The sequence below is a fragment of the Nocardia sp. NPDC055165 genome (genome assembly GCF_053606985.1).
Genome location: NZ_JBSGSS010000001.1, coordinates 173,896 through 189,449, shown reverse-complemented (window position 1 = coordinate 189,449; position 15,554 = coordinate 173,896). Strand labels below are relative to the sequence as shown.

At 66.0% G+C, this 15,554-nt stretch carries 16 protein-coding genes; 11 read left to right on the top strand and 5 right to left on the bottom strand.

Annotated features, from left to right (window positions below; translation table 11 throughout):
* The first annotated feature begins 127 nt into the window (after nucleotides 1–127).
* Entirely contained in the window at nucleotides 128–1,291 is a 1,164-nt protein-coding gene (locus ACWFRF_RS00965) for a thiolase family protein (RefSeq protein ID WP_378989845.1), read from the top strand.
* Between the two features lie 509 nt (nucleotides 1,292–1,800).
* On the top strand, nucleotides 1,801–2,799 hold the full coding sequence (locus ACWFRF_RS00960) for an oxygenase MpaB family protein (RefSeq protein ID WP_452448403.1): 999 nt from the start codon (nucleotides 1,801–1,803) through the stop codon (nucleotides 2,797–2,799).
* A gap of 27 nt (nucleotides 2,800–2,826) precedes the next feature.
* On the opposite strand, the gene ACWFRF_RS00955 is transcribed toward ACWFRF_RS00960, so the two are convergent.
* Nucleotides 2,827–4,110, bottom strand: a complete 1,284-nt coding sequence (locus ACWFRF_RS00955; RefSeq protein ID WP_378989847.1) for an MFS transporter — start codon at nucleotides 4,108–4,110, stop codon at nucleotides 2,827–2,829.
* Nucleotides 4,111–4,223: 113 nt separating this feature from the next.
* Between ACWFRF_RS00955 and ACWFRF_RS00950 the strand changes: the two genes are divergently transcribed.
* From ACWFRF_RS00950 to ACWFRF_RS00935, 4 genes are all read left to right on the top strand, one after another.
* Nucleotides 4,224–4,586 carry a winged helix-turn-helix transcriptional regulator gene (locus tag ACWFRF_RS00950; protein WP_452448402.1) on the top strand — a complete coding sequence of 121 codons (363 nt, stop codon included), beginning with the start codon at nucleotides 4,224–4,226 and terminating at the stop codon, nucleotides 4,584–4,586.
* A 173-nt stretch (nucleotides 4,587–4,759) separates the two neighbouring features.
* Nucleotides 4,760–5,026, top strand: a complete 267-nt coding sequence (locus ACWFRF_RS00945) for a hypothetical protein (RefSeq protein WP_378989849.1) — start codon at nucleotides 4,760–4,762, stop codon at nucleotides 5,024–5,026.
* Nucleotides 5,027–5,259: 233 nt separating this feature from the next.
* Nucleotides 5,260–5,766 carry a hypothetical protein gene (locus tag ACWFRF_RS00940; protein WP_378989850.1) on the top strand — a complete coding sequence of 169 codons (507 nt, stop codon included), beginning with the start codon at nucleotides 5,260–5,262 and terminating at the stop codon, nucleotides 5,764–5,766.
* A gap of 56 nt (nucleotides 5,767–5,822) precedes the next feature.
* Nucleotides 5,823–6,311: a hypothetical protein gene (locus ACWFRF_RS00935; RefSeq protein ID WP_452448401.1), complete on the top strand. Its 489-nt coding sequence runs from the start codon at nucleotides 5,823–5,825 to the stop codon at nucleotides 6,309–6,311.
* Nucleotides 6,312–6,341: 30 nt separating this feature from the next.
* On the opposite strand, the gene rox is transcribed toward ACWFRF_RS00935, so the two are convergent.
* Both rox and ACWFRF_RS00925 read right to left on the bottom strand, forming a co-directional pair.
* Complete coding sequence (gene rox, locus ACWFRF_RS00930; RefSeq protein ID WP_452448400.1) at nucleotides 6,342–7,781, bottom strand: rifampin monooxygenase; 1,440 nt, start codon at nucleotides 7,779–7,781, stop codon at nucleotides 6,342–6,344.
* A gap of 205 nt (nucleotides 7,782–7,986) precedes the next feature.
* Complete coding sequence (locus tag ACWFRF_RS00925) at nucleotides 7,987–8,400, bottom strand: winged helix-turn-helix transcriptional regulator (protein ID WP_452448399.1); 414 nt, start codon at nucleotides 8,398–8,400, stop codon at nucleotides 7,987–7,989.
* A 97-nt stretch (nucleotides 8,401–8,497) separates the two neighbouring features.
* Between ACWFRF_RS00925 and ACWFRF_RS00920 the strand changes: the two genes are divergently transcribed.
* From ACWFRF_RS00920 to ACWFRF_RS00905, 4 genes are all read left to right on the top strand, one after another.
* Complete coding sequence (locus tag ACWFRF_RS00920; protein WP_452448398.1) at nucleotides 8,498–9,370, top strand: alpha/beta fold hydrolase; 873 nt, start codon at nucleotides 8,498–8,500, stop codon at nucleotides 9,368–9,370.
* Between the two features lie 293 nt (nucleotides 9,371–9,663).
* The gene (locus ACWFRF_RS00915) at nucleotides 9,664–10,431 is read left to right on the top strand and encodes a MerR family transcriptional regulator (RefSeq protein ID WP_452448397.1); all 768 of its coding nucleotides are present in this window, start codon (nucleotides 9,664–9,666) and stop codon (nucleotides 10,429–10,431) included.
* Between the two features lie 354 nt (nucleotides 10,432–10,785).
* Nucleotides 10,786–12,012, top strand: a complete 1,227-nt coding sequence (locus ACWFRF_RS00910; RefSeq protein ID WP_452448396.1) for a lipase family protein — start codon at nucleotides 10,786–10,788, stop codon at nucleotides 12,010–12,012.
* Between the two features lie 131 nt (nucleotides 12,013–12,143).
* Nucleotides 12,144–12,494 carry an HNH endonuclease gene (locus ACWFRF_RS00905; protein WP_378630944.1) on the top strand — a complete coding sequence of 117 codons (351 nt, stop codon included), beginning with the start codon at nucleotides 12,144–12,146 and terminating at the stop codon, nucleotides 12,492–12,494.
* Between the two features lie 136 nt (nucleotides 12,495–12,630).
* Here the strand turns inward: ACWFRF_RS00905 and ACWFRF_RS00900 are convergent, their stop codons facing one another.
* On the bottom strand, nucleotides 12,631–13,611 hold the full coding sequence (locus ACWFRF_RS00900) for a zinc-binding dehydrogenase (RefSeq protein ID WP_452448395.1): 981 nt from the start codon (nucleotides 13,609–13,611) through the stop codon (nucleotides 12,631–12,633).
* 83 nt (nucleotides 13,612–13,694) lie between these two features.
* On the opposite strand from ACWFRF_RS00900, the gene ACWFRF_RS00895 reads away from it, so the two are divergent.
* The gene (locus tag ACWFRF_RS00895; protein WP_452448394.1) at nucleotides 13,695–14,354 is read left to right on the top strand and encodes a TetR/AcrR family transcriptional regulator; all 660 of its coding nucleotides are present in this window, start codon (nucleotides 13,695–13,697) and stop codon (nucleotides 14,352–14,354) included.
* A 96-nt stretch (nucleotides 14,355–14,450) separates the two neighbouring features.
* Here the strand turns inward: ACWFRF_RS00895 and ACWFRF_RS00890 are convergent, their stop codons facing one another.
* The gene (locus ACWFRF_RS00890; protein ID WP_452448393.1) at nucleotides 14,451–15,503 is read right to left on the bottom strand and encodes a hypothetical protein; all 1,053 of its coding nucleotides are present in this window, start codon (nucleotides 15,501–15,503) and stop codon (nucleotides 14,451–14,453) included.
* Nucleotides 15,504–15,554: the final 51 nt, after the last annotated feature.

Genomic DNA, 15,554 nt, shown 5'->3' with positions numbered 1-15,554 from the left:
TAGATGTGCTACACAAAGGCTAAATCACTGGCTATATGGCTAGTATTCGATGGCCCATGGTAAGAATGATAGTTAACTTACTTGATTGATGTCGTCGTGTGCTCGGCGACCGTGCAGGAGGTTCAAGATGTCAGCTGTCATCGTCGATGTGGTTCGTACGCCGTCGGGTCGAGGTAAGTCCGGCGGAGGACTGTCGTCGGTGCATCCGGCCACCCTGCTGGCCGGTGTGCTGGCAGAGTTGGTCGCGCGCACCGGGATCGATCCGGCCCTCGTCGACGACGTGATCGGCGGCTGTGTCACCCAGAGCGGTGAACAGGCCAACAACATCAGCAGGACCGCGGTGCTGGCGGCGGGCTTCCCGGAATCGGTGCCTGCCACCACGGTTGACCGACAGTGCGGTTCGAGTCAGCAAGCCGTGCATTTCGCCGCCCAGGGTGTGCTCGCCGGCGCGTACGACGTGGCGATCGCCTGTGGCGTCGAGTCGATGAGCCGCACGCCGATGTTCTCCAACACTCAGGGCAAGGACTCGCTGCGTGGCCCGCTCGCTGCTCGCTATCCGGCCGGTCTGATCGGGCAGGGGATCGCGGCCGAGATCATCGCGGCCCGTTGGAAACTGGACCGCGCGGTCCTCGACGAGTTCGCGGCCCGCTCGCATCGGCTGGCCGCCGCCACCGCGGCATCCGGCGGGTTCGATGCCGAGCTCGTTGCCGCTGGAGAACTCGTCGCCGACGAGACGATACGCACCGGGACGACTGTCGAAGGGTTGGCGGGTCTGCGCCCAGCCTTCACCGATCCCGCTCTCCTGGACCGGTTTCCGGAGATCAACTGGTCGGTGACCGCTGGCAACTCCTCGCCGCTCACCGACGGTGCGTCCGCGGCGCTCATCATGAGCGAGGCGATGGCGGCGAAGCTGGGGTTGACCCCCCGCGCCCGCTTCCACTCCTTCGCCGTTGTCGGCGACGATCCGACGCTCATGCTCACCGCCGTGGTTCCCGCGACGCGCAAGGCGCTCGACCGGGTCTCACTCACCGTGGACGACATCGATGCCTTCGAGGTGAACGAAGCGTTCGCACCGGTCCCGCTCGTGTGGCAACACGAGCTCGGCGCCGACCCGGCCAGGGTCAATCCGCGTGGCGGCGCGATCGCGCTCGGGCACCCGCTCGGCGCTTCCGGGACCCGCTTGCTCGCGACGATGGTCAACCATCTCGAACAGACCGGCGGTCGCTACGGTCTCCAGACCATGTGCGAGGCAGGCGGATTGGCCAACGCTACGATCATCGAACGCCTCTGAGTCTGCGCGGTGAACGCCCCCGCTGGACGCGATGTGCGGTCGGCGGAGGCGTCGAACTGATTGCCGGTACCGCCGCGGTTCGCGAGGTTCCGCGACTCGATGACGGGCGAGCAGTCGGTCGACGGCGTCGTGCGAAGGATGGGGCGCAAGACTCGCGGCAGTGGGGGCAAAGGGCCTGGACGTCCCACGCCGCGAGCCTTGCGCTCCGGGAGCGAACTCCCGGAATGCCACCTATCGGCGGCAGTCGTGTCCACCTGGCGCCGCAGTGCATGCCCGCTCCGTAGCGCTGGTGAATGCGCATCAACTTAGTTATACAAAGCTGCGGTGTCAATCCTTTGTAGGCCCTATTTTGGGTCCACTTTCCTCTCTGTTCAATCGAGGAATAGTCAGTAACATAATGGGTGTGCCGAGGTATCCTTGGCGCCGAACCGCGTTCGCGAGGTGCGTCGGGCTGCTGTGCATCGCCTCGGCTACTCGGTCGCGCGGCACATCTCTGGGAAAGGATGACGATGAGCACGGCAACCAGGCCTGGCGACCCCGATTACGTCGACCCGCACAGTGATTCCTACGTTGACGAAGGGGCCGGACCCGCGTGGCGTCGGTCGGCCACCCCAGCGGTGGAACCCGCCGCGACGGAGCATGCGCTGACTCTCGACCGGGTTCGCCTCCATATTCCCGACACCCACCGGTCCCCACGCAAACGGCCCGCCCACCTGGCCGATGCCTTGGACTTCTGGATGTTCGCGGGCGCGGCCGCGAACGTGGCGATGCAGTTCGCACACCAGGGGGTCGCGGCGGGTGTGATGGAGAGTCCGGTCGAATCCGGTGCGCTCATGGTGCATCCGTGGAAACGGCTGCGGACCACCTCCGCCTACCTCGCGGTGGCCGTTCTCGGCACCGACGAGGACAAGTCGGCCATGCGCGAAGCGGTCAATGTCGCGCACCGCCAGGTCAGATCGCGGCCGGATTCGAAGGTGAAGTACAACGCCTTCGACCGGAACCTGCAGATGTATGTGGCCGCGGCGATCTACATCGGCTTCGAGGACACGCACCAACTGCTGTGCGGCAAGATGACCGACGACGAACTCGAGGCGTTCTACCAGGGCTCCGACACCTTCGGCACCACGCTCCAGGTACACCCCGACATGTGGCCCAAGACGCGGGCCGAGTTCGACGAGTACTGGCTCGAGGCGTGCAAGCAGGTGGTGTGCGATGACGAATTCCGCGCCTACATCGACGATCTGCTGCACCTGCGGATGATTCACTGGTCCATCCGGGTGATGTTCGGCAGCCTCCTGCAATTCCTGACCGCGGGCTTTCTGCCGCCGCATTTCCGCGAGCAGATGGCGATCGAGTGGAGCGCCGCGGATCAGCGCAGATTCGAGCACCTGTTCCAGTTCGTCGGCTTCGTCAACCGCTTCATCCCGAAGTTCATCAGGTTCGCCGGCACCAATGCGATGATGCGCGACGTGCGCAGCCGCATCAAACGGCAGAAGTCGCTCATCTGACCGAACGGAAGCGCGAAAGGTGCGGGCTCATCTGATTCGGGAGCCGGTGGTGCCGAGGGCTGCTGCGGTGAGACAGGCGAGGGCGGCGGTGATCCACAGGGGAGTGTAGGAGCCGTTGAGGTCGCGGATCAGGCCGCCCGTGAGGGCCATCGCGCCGGCGCCGAGTTGGTGGAAGACGCTGATCCAGCCGAACGTCAGGGCGCTGTCGGCGCCGAAGTAGTGCCGGCACAGGGTCAGTGTCGGTGGCACCGTCGCGACGTCGAGGACGCCGAACACCACAGCGAAGACGACGAGGTCGGGGGACCACCCGCTGGTGAACAGGATGGGGAGGAGAGCGAGGGACACACCACGACCGAGAAAGAATACGGCGAGAAGCAGTCGCGGTTCGATCCGGTCGGTGAGCCAGCCCGCGGAGACGGTGCCGAGGATGTTGGCGACGCCGATGATCGCCAGCAGGCCCGACGCGGCCGTGGCGGCCATGCCGTGATCGTGCGCGGCAGGGGTGAAGTGACTCCACATCAGGCCGTTCGTGGTCGCACCGCACAGTGCGAACATCGAGGCCAGCACCCAGAACCGGGTGTCGCGCGAGGCGCGGAGCAGGGCGGTGATCGTGCGGGCGAACGGGTTGACGCGGCGATCGGTGTCGGCAGGCTCGGTGTCGGGGTTCGCCCCGTAGCGGACCGCGCCGATCGCGGCGGGGCTCTCGCGCAGGAAGAGCAGGACGCCGAGCAGGGCCGCCGTCGCGACAGCTCCGCAGGCGAGAACAGGCGCGCGCCAGTCGGCTCGCTCGAGCAACACAGACAGCAGGGGCAGCATCGCAAACTGACCGAATACGCTTGCCGCGGTAAGTAATCCGGTAGCAAGACCGATCTTGCGGTAGAACCAGCGATTCGCCACGGTCGCGGCGAACACCGTCGTGATCGACCCGGTCCCGACCCCGATGGCGAAACCGAACCACAGCACGAACCAGAAGACCGACGGAGTCCAGATCGCGGTGAGGACCGAACTCGCGATCAGCGCGAGCAGTGCGTACGACGTCACCCGGCGGATGCCGTAGCGGTCCATCATGGCCGCGGCGAACGGCCCGACCACCCCGTAGAGCACCATGTTCACCGCCACCGCGGCGCCGATTCCGGTGCGACTCCACCCCTTCGTCTCGACCAGCGGTTCGGTGATCAGCCCCGCGATCGTGGCGAAACTCCCCGCCGCGACGAGCGCGAGGGCCGCCACGGCCACGATCGTCCACGCGGGATGAAAACGGGGCGCCCGCCGGATCGCGCGCTGCTCGATATCGACTGCGGATATACCCACCGGAATCCTTCGCGTTGGCTCGACGTCCTTACTCTCGTTTCTAGCAACCAACGGTCAGGATCGACAGTATGCACAATCTTGTCCATATGGACGAAATGGATATCATCGAGCGTATGGCAACCACGGAGGAAGTCCGGGCGCCGATCGTCCGAGCGATGCGGAGCTGCCCCGTCGAGGTGAGCATCGCCGTCCTCGGCGGCGCCTGGAAGATGACCATCGTCAAGCACCTGCTCGACGAGCCCCTGCGCTACGGCGAATTACGCCGCAAGGTCGGCGAGGTAACCCCCCGCGTCCTCACCCGTCAGCTCCGCGAGCTGGAACAAGACGGCATCGTCAACAGACATTCTTTTGCCGAAGTCCCACCACGCGTGGAATATTCGCTCACCCCGACCGGGCAGGCACTGCGCGGTTTCGTGTCCGAGCTGAACCGCTGGGGTGCGGAATACGTCGAGAGTATTGCCCGTCCCGACCGGTGAGCACTGACGGGATGGCGCCTGCGGAAGGTCCCCGACCTGGCTGGCCATACGCCTGTATCCGAGTAGGTTGCAGACAAGAGCAGTAGTGGGTGGTCTCTATTTCTGAGATCCTCAGCAACGCTTGACAACTGGTCCGCGACCGCGTTGTCCGAGCTGAACTCGAAGGAGGACGGATGAGCGTTTCCTGGAAGGACGTCCAGGCGTTCCGTGGTCGAGGTGAAGTCGCGAACGCGCTCGCCAGTCGTGCGCAGGACGTCGATCGCTGGGCGGAATCCGAAGGCTACGAGGTGCGCGATGATGGCTCCATCCGTGACGTGTGGCGCGCGACCGGCCGCGACATCGAGCTGACCGGAGCGGAGTCGGTTCGCCGATACAAGGTGGTGTTCGACCTGCGATCCGCCATCGATGCGGTCCTCTCGGATGCGCAGCCGCACGAGTAGCGACGTCAGTACGGGCGAGGTCGTGCAGATTTTTGGCGGTCGCGGCGTCGTCTGCGTGTGTCCGAATACGTAGATCTTGCGTGCGGCGGCCGGCACACGGGCTGGTCGCCACAGGTGGTGGGCACAGCGGGCTGCTGACTGATAGCGGGTCGTGAGGCAGAATGTGGACGTGAGCGTTAGAAGTAAGCCGAAGTTCGGGGCGGGTGTCGCGGCGCCTGTCTGCGGTTAGTTCGATGTCGGACCAGGAAACAGGGCCGGGGTTCGCGCGCGGACCCGGCAACAGTCGATTCGATGCGGTGGAGCGGCTGCGTCAGAAGTTGGCAGAGACGAGGGCTGCCGAGACGGGTCCGCGCCAGGGCGACGACGCGCCGTCGAACGTCGTGCGTCTGCCCAAGCCGCCGCGCCGACGTCAAGAGGATATCGGTGCGGCTCCGCGCTGGTCTCCGGTTCCCGATGGCGCCTACGATCCGGCGGCCACCCGCCCGGTGACTCGCGCGGAGTTGCAGCGCGAATCAGGATCGTTGCCGGTCAACGATGTGACGCAGGCCGGCGCCGAGTCGGGCGCGAATGCCGAGCGCGATGCGAATCTCATCGATTTCGACGCGTCGCGCCGTAAACGTGTCGGCGGGGAAAACCGCCCCGGCGGCGGTCGGCGGATGGTGCGGCCACGCAGGATCGGCCCTACCCGCAGCGATGGCGGTGACGCCGGTCCGTCGCGCCCGGACGAACCTGGCCGCTGAGTCGTTTCGGCGCCACCTGCTCCACCCGTTCATCGCGGCCCCGGCATCATGGTGTGATGCGAATCAGCGTCACCGGGCACACGAACATCTCGGCCGAAACGATCCCGCTCGTTCGTGCGGCAATCGCCGACCTGATCGCCGACACACCGGGTCTGGTCGGCATCTCGTGCCTTGCCCGCGGCGCGGACAGCGTATTCGCGGAAGTGGTTCTCGACGCGGGCGGGCAGCTCGAGGTGGTGGTGCCGTCGCGCGACTACCGGGAGTCGAAAGTGAAGCCGGACCACCTGGCGCAGTTCGACGGGCTCATCGAGCGGGCCACGACGGTTCGGGTCATGGACTTCGGCAACGCGGGCCGCGAAGCGTATGAAGCCGCCAACGAGGTCCTGGTCAGCGAGGCCGACCGGATGATCGCGGTGTGGGACGGGAAGGCCGGCGAGCGTGCCGGTACCGGGACCGTGGTCGCGCTGGCGCGTGCGCGGGGCATTCCGATCGATGTGGTGTGGCCGAACGGTGCCGTACGGGATCAGCCCGGTCCGAAGCAGTAGCCGGCTCCACTGGTGTGGATGGCGCGGACATCATCGAGACGCATGTGCGGGCTTGCCGAACCAGTGGGAGAGGCAGGTGTTCAGGTCCTGCTGGTGCTCTCCGATCCAGGCGACGTGGCCGTCGGGGCGTAGCAGCAGCGCTGGAACATCCAGTGCCGCAGTGGGATCCGCGATGATGTCGACCCGGTCGGACCAGCCGTCGACGGTCAGGCGTTCGGTGCGGTCCAAGACCAGACCGCGGCCCTGACGTAGTCGGTCGTAGAGGTGGCCCTGTTTCAGGTCGAGGTCGGGCAGGCGGCGGCCGAGTAGATCGGGGCCTGGGCCGAAGTCGTACCGGATGGCGGTCGCGGTGATCTTCTCGATCAGGTAGCGGTTCACCTCGTCGAAGCCCATCAGTTCGGTCAGCAGCCTGCGGACGGCCTGTGGGCCCGGCTCGGTGGACGCCAGTTCGACCTGGGCGCGGGTGTTGTCCAGCACGTCCGCGGCGACCGGATGACGTTCGGACTGATAGGTGTCCAGCAGGGTTTCCGGCGCCCAGCCGTGGATCTGCCCGGCCAATTTCCAGCCGAGGTTGACGGCGTCCTGAACGCCCAGATTCAGCCCCTGACCGCCGGCGGGTGGGTGGATGTGCGCCGCATCGCCCGCCAACAGCACCCGACCGACCCGATAGCGCTCGACCAACCGGGTGGCATCGCCGAAACGAGACAGCCAGCGCGGGGAGTGCACGCCGAAATCGGTTCCGGCGATCGCGCGCAACTGCTGTTGGAAATCCGCGAGCGTGGGCGGTTCCGTGCGATCCTCGCGCACCCCCGCGGCGGGAACAACGACGCTGTAGATGCCCTCCCCGAAGGGCCTGAGACTGAATACCGCATGGGTCGCGCGGATTTCGGTCACCTTGGCGACGATCTCTTCGTGCGAGGCACCCACTTCCATCTCGCCCATCAACGTCTCGGTCCGCGCGGGCTCACCGGGGAAATCGACACCGAGCAGTTTGCGCACCGTACTGCGCGCACCGTCACAGCCCACGAGATACCGCGACCGCACCTGCTCACCGTCGGCCAGCTCGACAGTTACGCCCTCGTCGTCCTGCTCGAAACCGGCCACCGCGCAACCACTTCGGACCTGCGCACCCAGTTCGATCGCATGGTCTTCGAGCAGGTGATCGATGATCGGCTGCGGAATGCCCAGCTGATAGGCGTACGCGGAATCCAGCCCCTCGGGCGTCGGTGTGGCGATGGCGGCGAAAACCCCGCCGACCGGACGCTGCCGTCCGCGTTCGAGAAGACGATCCAGCAGCCCGCGCATCGCCATCAGCTCCAGGCTGCGCACATGCAGACTGACCACCCGGACGAACGACGACACGGACTCGGGTTCCTTCTCCAGCACGAGAACCCGCACATCGTGCAACCGCAGCTCAGCGGCCAGCATCGCACCGGTCGGCCCACAGCCGGCAATGATCACATCGAACATGAACCACCCATTCGCCCGAATTCTCGCCGATCCCGTCGCCGCATCCCTGCCACCGCGCATGCAGGCAGCGCGCTGATCCCGGATTTCCGCAGGTCCTGGCCTCGGCCGCCCATTGTGCGGTACCTCCAGCGCTCGCCGCAAGCGATATATGCCGAGCCCGAGGGTGTGTTGCCCGACCGATCTGCGAAGGCGCCCGCTGGGGAAGCTATTCGGTGGTCGGGTCGGCGTGTGCGTCATAGACGGCGCCGGCGCGGTCGATCTCGGCCATATGATCCTCTGCCCAAGTGCGCAGTGCCGCCAAGGGGACCTCCAGGGACAAGCCCAGTTCGGTGAGCCCATAGTGCACGCGTGGTGGCACCGTCGGTTCCACTCGGCGGGTAACGAGACCGTCCCGGGTCAGGTTGTGCAGGGTCACCGACAGCATCTTCTGGGATACACCGGGCATTCGCCGCCGCAGTTCGGCGAACCGCACTTCATCCGGGGCGGCCTGCGCGAGGACCTTGACCGCCATCGACGTCCATTTTGTGCCGATGCGGTCCAGCAACTGACGTGTCGGGCATTGCGCATCGAACAGATCGCCGCGATCCGGTGCCTTCACCTGCGCTGATCGAGTAGTCACCTGGACCTCACCACCTGTAGTAGACGTGCCGTCTTGGCAGCCTACCCGAGATTACCTATCGTTCCCTGATAACCAATAGTTACTAACCGGGGGTCCTATGTCCCGCACTCCGCCGCTCCATGCCGCGCCTACCGAGCTGCGCCAGATCGAGACCAACGGCATCCGCGCCAATGTCGCCACCGCAGGCTCCGGGCCCGCAGTCGTTCTGCTGCACGGCTTTCCGCACACCTGGCGATTGTGGAGCGAGATCATCGGCCCGTTGTCCGCGCAGTACCGGGTGATTGCCCCGGACCTACGCGGGTTCGGCGCCACCAGCCGTGCGTCGGACGGCTACGACGCAGGCACGCTGGCCGCCGATGTCGCCGGGATCCTCGATGCCCTCGGCGAACCCACCGCGGCCGTGGTCGCGATCGATGCCGGCACCCCGGTCGCAGTCCTGCTCGCCCTGCGATACCCCGACCGGGTTCGGCGGCTGGTGGTCATGGAAGCACTGCTGGGCAGGCTCCCCGGCGCCGAGGACTTCCTCGTCGCGGGTCCGCCGTGGTGGTTCGGATTCCATGCCGTCCCCGGTCTCGCCGAAACGGTCCTGCTCGGCCACGAGGCGCGGTATATCCAGTGGTTCCTCACCACCGGCACCCGAGGCCGGGGCGTGCGGGAAGATATCCGCGACGCGTTCGTCGATGCCTACACCGGAGATGACGCCCTGCGCTGCGCCTTCTCCTACTACCGCGCACTGCCGACCAGCGCTCACCAGATCGATCACGCCGTGGCGACCGACCGGCTCACCGCACCCACCCTGGCGATCGGTGCCCACCCGGTCGGCGACGCGCTGGAGCGTCAGCTACGCCCCATCGCCGCCGACCTCACCGGACACGTCATTCCGGATTGCGGTCACATCATCCCGCTGGACCGCCCACAGGAACTGCTCAGCCTCATGACCCCCTTCCTCGCCGCCGACCAACCCGCCTGAAGGCCACTCGGTCCACCGACCGAATTCAACCCGAGTTCCAAACCATTCGGCCAAGGTCCAGGTAGGCCTAGCTGGGCCACCTATCGGTGGCAGCGGGCTTTCGCACCGTCTGATGGCTTCCGCGGCGGTCAGGGTGAAAGGGCCCACAGCGTATTCTGCGCGGCGACCATGGCAGCAGCCGTCACTGCGGCGCTGGTGGCGATCTCGGCCGCGGGTATTGAGGTTCACGTTGCGTGCATGTTTAGCGTCGAGGTGCCGGATCGGCCGGTCGAGTTCCAAGTTGGAGGATGGGTGTGTTCTGGTCTGTTGCCGAAATTGCCCGCATGTCTGGCGTGACGCCGCGCACGCTGCGGTACTACGACGAGATAGGGCTGCTGCCGCCCGCTGGTATTCGCAGCAATGGCTACCGCGTCTACGAGCAGGAGCAACTGCTGCGGTTGCAGCAGATTCTCGTGTTGCGGGAGTTGGATATGCCGCTCGATGCCATCGCGGCGATTCTCGACGGGCAGACGGATCACGTGCAGGCGCTGCGCGAGCACCACGCGAAGGTGACCCACAAGCGTGATCGTCTCGCCCGGGTAGCACACACGCTTGCCCGCACCATCGAGGAACTCGAGACACAGAACGGAACAGTTGTTGTGACCGAAATCAACAGGCCGGAAAACCTTTTCGAAGGTTTCGACCCGAACCGGTACGAAGCGGTACGAGGCGACGATTGGCCGGATCGGGAGCAGACCCGGCAGCGGTCGCAACAGTTCATCGACTCGCTCAGTACCGAGGACATCGAACGGATGCAGCGAGATACGACCGCAGCGATGATTCGGATGGCCGAATTCATGTCATCCGAGACGGCGGTGAGCGACCCGTCCGTACAGGCGGAAATCGAGACGGCATACCAGCTCATCCGCGCGACTTGGGACCCGGGCGCTCGCGCGTTCAAGGCGCTGGCTCGTACCTATGATGATCCGGGCTATGCCGAGAATTTCGACCGGATCGCTGTAGGGCTTGCAACGTACTACCGCGACGCAATGGTGGTCTTCGCCGACACCCGGCTCACCTGAGCTAGGCGGCAGCTGCCGCAGGGGCGGGTCGTATCCAGGGGGCTTGTACGACGGCTCGACCAGCAACACTCGGTCGCGCTCGTCGACAAACAGGGCTCCCGCCCCCCATTCGCTTGTCCGGCAGCCTCGAATGTCTTCGGCTAGCCCAGCTCCGATGGGGTACAACGCTATCCAGCCTGAACACCAGATGTCGTGCCGCTGTTCGAGTAGGTGGCTTTTGTCGGATATTTGCTATGCGGCACCCCCGTCGACTGCCCGGTCGCCAGATCGCTGGTTCGGGTGTCAGGTTCTATCGAGTGCATTACGCTCGCGGGAGCGCAAAACTAGAACAGGTTCTCGGGGGTGGGGTGTTCGATGCGGGCAGTTCAGATCGCGACATTGCGGGCAGCGGTTGGCGGTGTGGTCTTCGTGCTGGTAGCGGCGTGCGCGGGTTGGGCTACGGCAGTGCCGCTGCCGGAACAGGATTCGTTCTACGCCCAGCCTGCGGGTCTCGCCGACCTGGCCGATGGGACAGTGCTCGCGTCGCGGGTGATCGAAACGGAGTCGTTCTCGCAGCCGCTGCCGGCGGATGCCTGGCAGGTGCAGTACAAGACGATCGACAATCATGGGGCACCCCGGGCCTACATCGCAACAGTCCTTGTACCGCATCAAGAATGGACTGGCGAGGGCCCGCGTCCGCTGCTGTCGTACCAGGTAGCCGAAGACGGCGTCGGCTCGAAATGCGCACCTTCGTATGCTCTGCGTGGTGGGATCGACGGCGTCCCCAGCGGCGCATACGCCGAGACCGGCATGATTCGGTTTGCACTGCAACAGGGATGGGCTCTGGTCGTACCGGACTATCAGGGTCCCGACTCCGATCTGTTCGGTGCCGACGGATATGTCCATGGCGTGCTGGACGGTATCCGCGCGGCTAGAGCGTTCGCGCCCGCGGCTGTCGACCCCGCGGCGCCGATCGGCATGTGGGGATACTCCGGCGGTGCACAGGCCACCGCTATCGCTGCGCAAGCGCACGCCACCTACGCCCCGGAACTGCGACTGTCCGGTGTGGTGCTGGGCGGGGTCGTCGCGGACCTGGAAGCCACCATGTCCGGCTTCAGCGGTGGAATCGCCGGTGGCGCGGTTGTGGTCGGCCTGGTGGGGTTGGACCGGTCCTATCCCGAAGCTGATGTGGCTCAGTACCTCAACGAATCCGGCCGCAGGATGCTGGCCGCGAGCCGGGCCGATTGCGTGCCCGACGCCGCTCTGGCGTATCCGTTTCTCGATGCGGCGGCGCTGGAAGCTTGGCCTGGGTCGATCACGAACAACGCCGAACTGAGCACGGTGGTGCGGAAAGCCAGCCCCTTGTTCCGTCCGGGCGAACCTGCCGTGCCGGTGCTGCTCCATCACGCTGTCGCTGACGAGTTCGCGCCGATCGGTGCGGCCCGGGCGCTGGCCGGAAAATACTGCGCCGCTGGGATTCCGGTGCAGCTGGTGGAGAATTCCGTCGGCGAGCACGGTACCGAAGCCATGCTGGGAATGCCGACGGCCCTGACCTATCTGGCCGACCGATTCGCCGCGAAGCCGGCGGCAAGCACGTGCTGAGCTATATCAGCCCTCGACGGCCCAGGGGATAGGGGAACAGGCCCAGGCCCGGTATCCACGGTGCGGACTGTGCCGGAAACAGTGGCCCGGCCTCCGGCCAATTGATCATCGCAACGCGTATCCTGACCGTCGTGCCGACTGGGGGTAGCAAACAGGTCCGCGCCGCACGTAAGCGCAAGAAGCGGATGGCGGCCGTCGCGCACGACCTCACGGACGCGCAGTGGGACGCGCTCAAAACGTCCTGGGGTGGGTGCGCCTACTGCAAATCTCCTGTCACCTCGCTGCAGAAGGACTGCGTGCAGGCCCTCTCGCGCGGTGGCCGCTACACGCTCGGCAACGTCGTGCCCGCGTGTGGGTCGTGCAACGCCAGCAAGTGCAACGCCGAGGTGACCGGCTGGCTGCGCCGCAAGAAGCTCGACGAACGCTCGTTCCTTGTGCGCCACTATGAGATCGCGACCGAGCTCACTACGAGGTTCGCCTAGCCGCGTACATCGGGGTGGGGAATTCTTCAGCAGTCTCGGGCGGATACTTGCTGTTCGGCTGCTATAGCAGCGTTTCCGATTTAGGCAGCCAACAACATAATTGGTCATCGCAGGATGTCCGGAGCAGCAAGCGATCTCACCGACGCTTGGTGACCGATGGAATGAGCACGATTCTGCCGAACACCTCGCCGGCGTCCATTCTCCGGTGAGCCAGCACAGCTTGCTCAAGGGAAAGTATCTCGTGCACAACTGCTTTCAGCTCGCCGCGAACCGCGGCCGCGAATAGTTCGGCGGTTGCTGCTCGCCGGTCGGATATAGGCACGGTATCGGCACTGAAGGTCGCGAACGACGTCGATCGCCGGAAAGCCTTGATCATCTCCACGCCGAAATCCGCGGGCGGCATGCCTGCCATAACACCGACGACCACCATCCGGCCGTTGGGCTCGAGCTTGGTGAGGAACGACGGTAGATCCGCACCCGCGGCGATATCGATGATGACGTCGTAGCCCGCGGGAGCGTTCTCCGCACCCCGGCCGGCGCGGTCCAGCACATGTGTCGCGCCGAGATCCCGCAGGCGATCGCCGCGCGCAGGCGAGGAAGTCGTGACCGCGACCGCACCCGCACCGCCGCGAGCCGCGAGCTGGACTGCCACCACGCCGATACCGCCCGCCGCGCCACGCACCAGTACCGACTCTCCGCGCGTGAACTGCGCATGGCGCAAAGCGAAGTGGGCCACCATGGCCGAGCTGCCGAGGGTCACCGCGTCGACAGCCGACAGGGCCTCCGGAACGGGAACGAGCGTCTCGGCGGAAGCGATGGCGCGCTCGGCATAGCCGCCACCCTCACCGGTGAACGCCCACACGCGCTGACCGATCCACCCTGTGTCGACGCCCTCGCCGACCGTGGTCACAGTGCCGACGACCTCTTGGCCCAAGATGTGACCTGGCGTGATCCCGAAGGCGGCCAGCGCGCCACTTCGGACAAGAGCGTCGACACCGCCGACACCGATCGCCTCGGTCGTGATCAACACCTCTCCGGCGGCCGGATTCGGGTGCGGGAGTTCGACCACCGCGAGGACCTCTGGACCTCCGAATGCCTGGACCACTATTGCCTTCATCGGCGTCTCCGTGTTCTGTTCGAGGGGAACTGACCAGTGGGACCGTAACGGACGCCCCCGTCCGTTTAGCTAAAGTGAGAGCGGTGACCACTCGTTTGCCTCACACCCTGCGTTCGGATGCCAGGGACAACCGCGAACGCATTCTCGATGCGGCCCGCGCGGTGTTCGTCATCGACGGCCTGGATGTGCCGATGCGGGAGATCGCCCGGCGCGCCCAGGTCGGCCCCGCCACCCTCTATCGCCATTTCCCGACCAAGGAGATGCTGGTCGCCGAGGCGTTCACCGATCAGATGCTCGCCTGCCGGACTCTCGTGGACGAAGGGCTCGCCGACCCTGATCCCTGGCACGGTTTCTGCCGCACCGTCGAGAAGCTCTGCGAGCTGCAAGCCCGCGACCATGGATTCGCCGCAGCCTTCATGTCCGCCTACCCGCACGCGCTGGACTTCGCCGCGATCCGCAACTCCTCGCTCACCGGCGCCGCCGAACTGGTCCGCCGCGCCAAGAACACCGGCCACCTGCGCCCCGACATCGTGGCGGACGACCTCATCCTCATGATCATGGCCAACAACGGCATCCATGCGGGCACATCGGCAGCACGAATCGCGGCCTCGCGCCGCTTCGCTGCCCTCATGATCGAGGCGTTCCGGGCCTCGCCGGGGTCTGTACCGCTACCGCCGGTGCCACGATTGATGCCCCCGATGCCCCGACGCGAGCCTGGCAGAAACGCGGATGATCGGAGGTAGGGCTGTGCCGACCACAGGCAGTGGGCGGCCGAGTCGGTTCGTGCGGTGAGCGAGTGCGGTCCACCGACTGCGCCCGCTCGGGCTCGGGCGAGGCAGTCAGTAGTTGAAGTCAGGTGCGTCGATGGGAACGACTGGGGGCCAAGGGTTGTGGTGTAAGTCGCGCTCGGGGATGCGGACGCCGTGGAACCAGCCGTGGGTGGGGTCGGTGGGGGAGGTTTCGCCGGCGTCGATGTAGTCCAAATGCAGCCAGGACCATTGTTCGTGCGCGGGGCAGGGGCCGGTTCGCGCCCCGGGATCGCTGACTACGTCGGATTGGACGAGAACGTCGAGGTGGTAGGCGGCGGAGAACCAGCGTGCGGTGTCGCGTGCGGCGGGGTCGGGGTCGCGGTGCCAAGTGGTGCTCAGCGCGCGCTCGTCACCGAGACCACCCGCGCCTATCGAGCGTGCGGCCAAACGTCGGACCATGGGCGCAGATTCGGTCAGGTCCACGCATATACCCTGAGTGACAAGGGAATTGGCGTAGTGTCCCGGTCCGTTCACCGAGATCATCACCCCACCGGGGATCCGGCGGTCGTGATGACGGCGCAGATGGGCACCGGTATGGAACAGCTGCACACTGCCTTTGAACAGGCGCAGCACCCCGTCGCTACCGCGCAGCGGGATCGCCTCGGTATAGATCACGTCGGGCCGCACGGGTGCCAGTTCGGTGAGGTACAGCGATGCCAGGTCGGTGCACAGACGGGCGAATTCGGGGCCTGGCCGGGCGTGAGCCAGACACCGGCTGTTGAAGATCACCAGAAAGGCACTGCTCATTCCGCGCGCGGCTCGCTCCTTCCAGGTGCGTCGGTCTGCGGCGATGCGGGCTGAGATCGCGTGCGGCCCGGCGGCGAGCGTCTGTTCGCCGACCCAGCACAGATCCATCGCCAATCCCCGCGCTGGTGTGCCGGACTTGGTGGCCATCCGTCCGAAAACACACGGCTGGTGCCGGGCCGCCCAGTCCAGAAACGCCGCGCGTTTGGTCTGCTCATCGGCGGCGGACAGCAGAATCTCGTTGGCGGCGTCGATATCGGGGCCGAACGATGTTCCTGCTGGAAATCGGGGAAGTGCGGAGAGTGTGTCGAGCGAGATACCAGCCGGAATCGGTGTCATCGTTGCCTCGGTGTCGGGGGCGATGAAGCTTCTGGACCGGCCAAGTCTGCC

Bases quoted from the DNA above. Each gene is read 5' to 3' on its own strand.
- ACWFRF_RS00900 (WP_452448395.1), bottom strand. From the start codon at position 13,611: ATGAAGGCAATAGTGGTCCAGGCATTCGGAGGTCCAGAGGTCCTCGCG.
- ACWFRF_RS00935 (WP_452448401.1), top strand. From the start codon at position 5,823: ATGCGAATCAGCGTCACCGGGCACACGAACATCTCGGCCGAAACGATC.
- ACWFRF_RS00940 (WP_378989850.1), top strand. From the start codon at position 5,260: ATGTCGGACCAGGAAACAGGGCCGGGGTTCGCGCGCGGACCCGGCAAC.
- ACWFRF_RS00920 (WP_452448398.1), top strand. From the start codon at position 8,498: ATGTCCCGCACTCCGCCGCTCCATGCCGCGCCTACCGAGCTGCGCCAG.
- ACWFRF_RS00945 (WP_378989849.1), top strand. From the start codon at position 4,760: ATGAGCGTTTCCTGGAAGGACGTCCAGGCGTTCCGTGGTCGAGGTGAA.
- ACWFRF_RS00950 (WP_452448402.1), top strand. From the start codon at position 4,224: ATGGCAACCACGGAGGAAGTCCGGGCGCCGATCGTCCGAGCGATGCGG.
- ACWFRF_RS00965 (WP_378989845.1), top strand. From the start codon at position 128: ATGTCAGCTGTCATCGTCGATGTGGTTCGTACGCCGTCGGGTCGAGGT.
- ACWFRF_RS00910 (WP_452448396.1), top strand. From the start codon at position 10,786: ATGCGGGCAGTTCAGATCGCGACATTGCGGGCAGCGGTTGGCGGTGTG.
- rox (WP_452448400.1), bottom strand. From the start codon at position 7,781: ATGTTCGATGTGATCATTGCCGGCTGTGGGCCGACCGGTGCGATGCTG.
- ACWFRF_RS00890 (WP_452448393.1), bottom strand. From the start codon at position 15,503: ATGACACCGATTCCGGCTGGTATCTCGCTCGACACACTCTCCGCACTT.
- ACWFRF_RS00960 (WP_452448403.1), top strand. From the start codon at position 1,801: ATGAGCACGGCAACCAGGCCTGGCGACCCCGATTACGTCGACCCGCAC.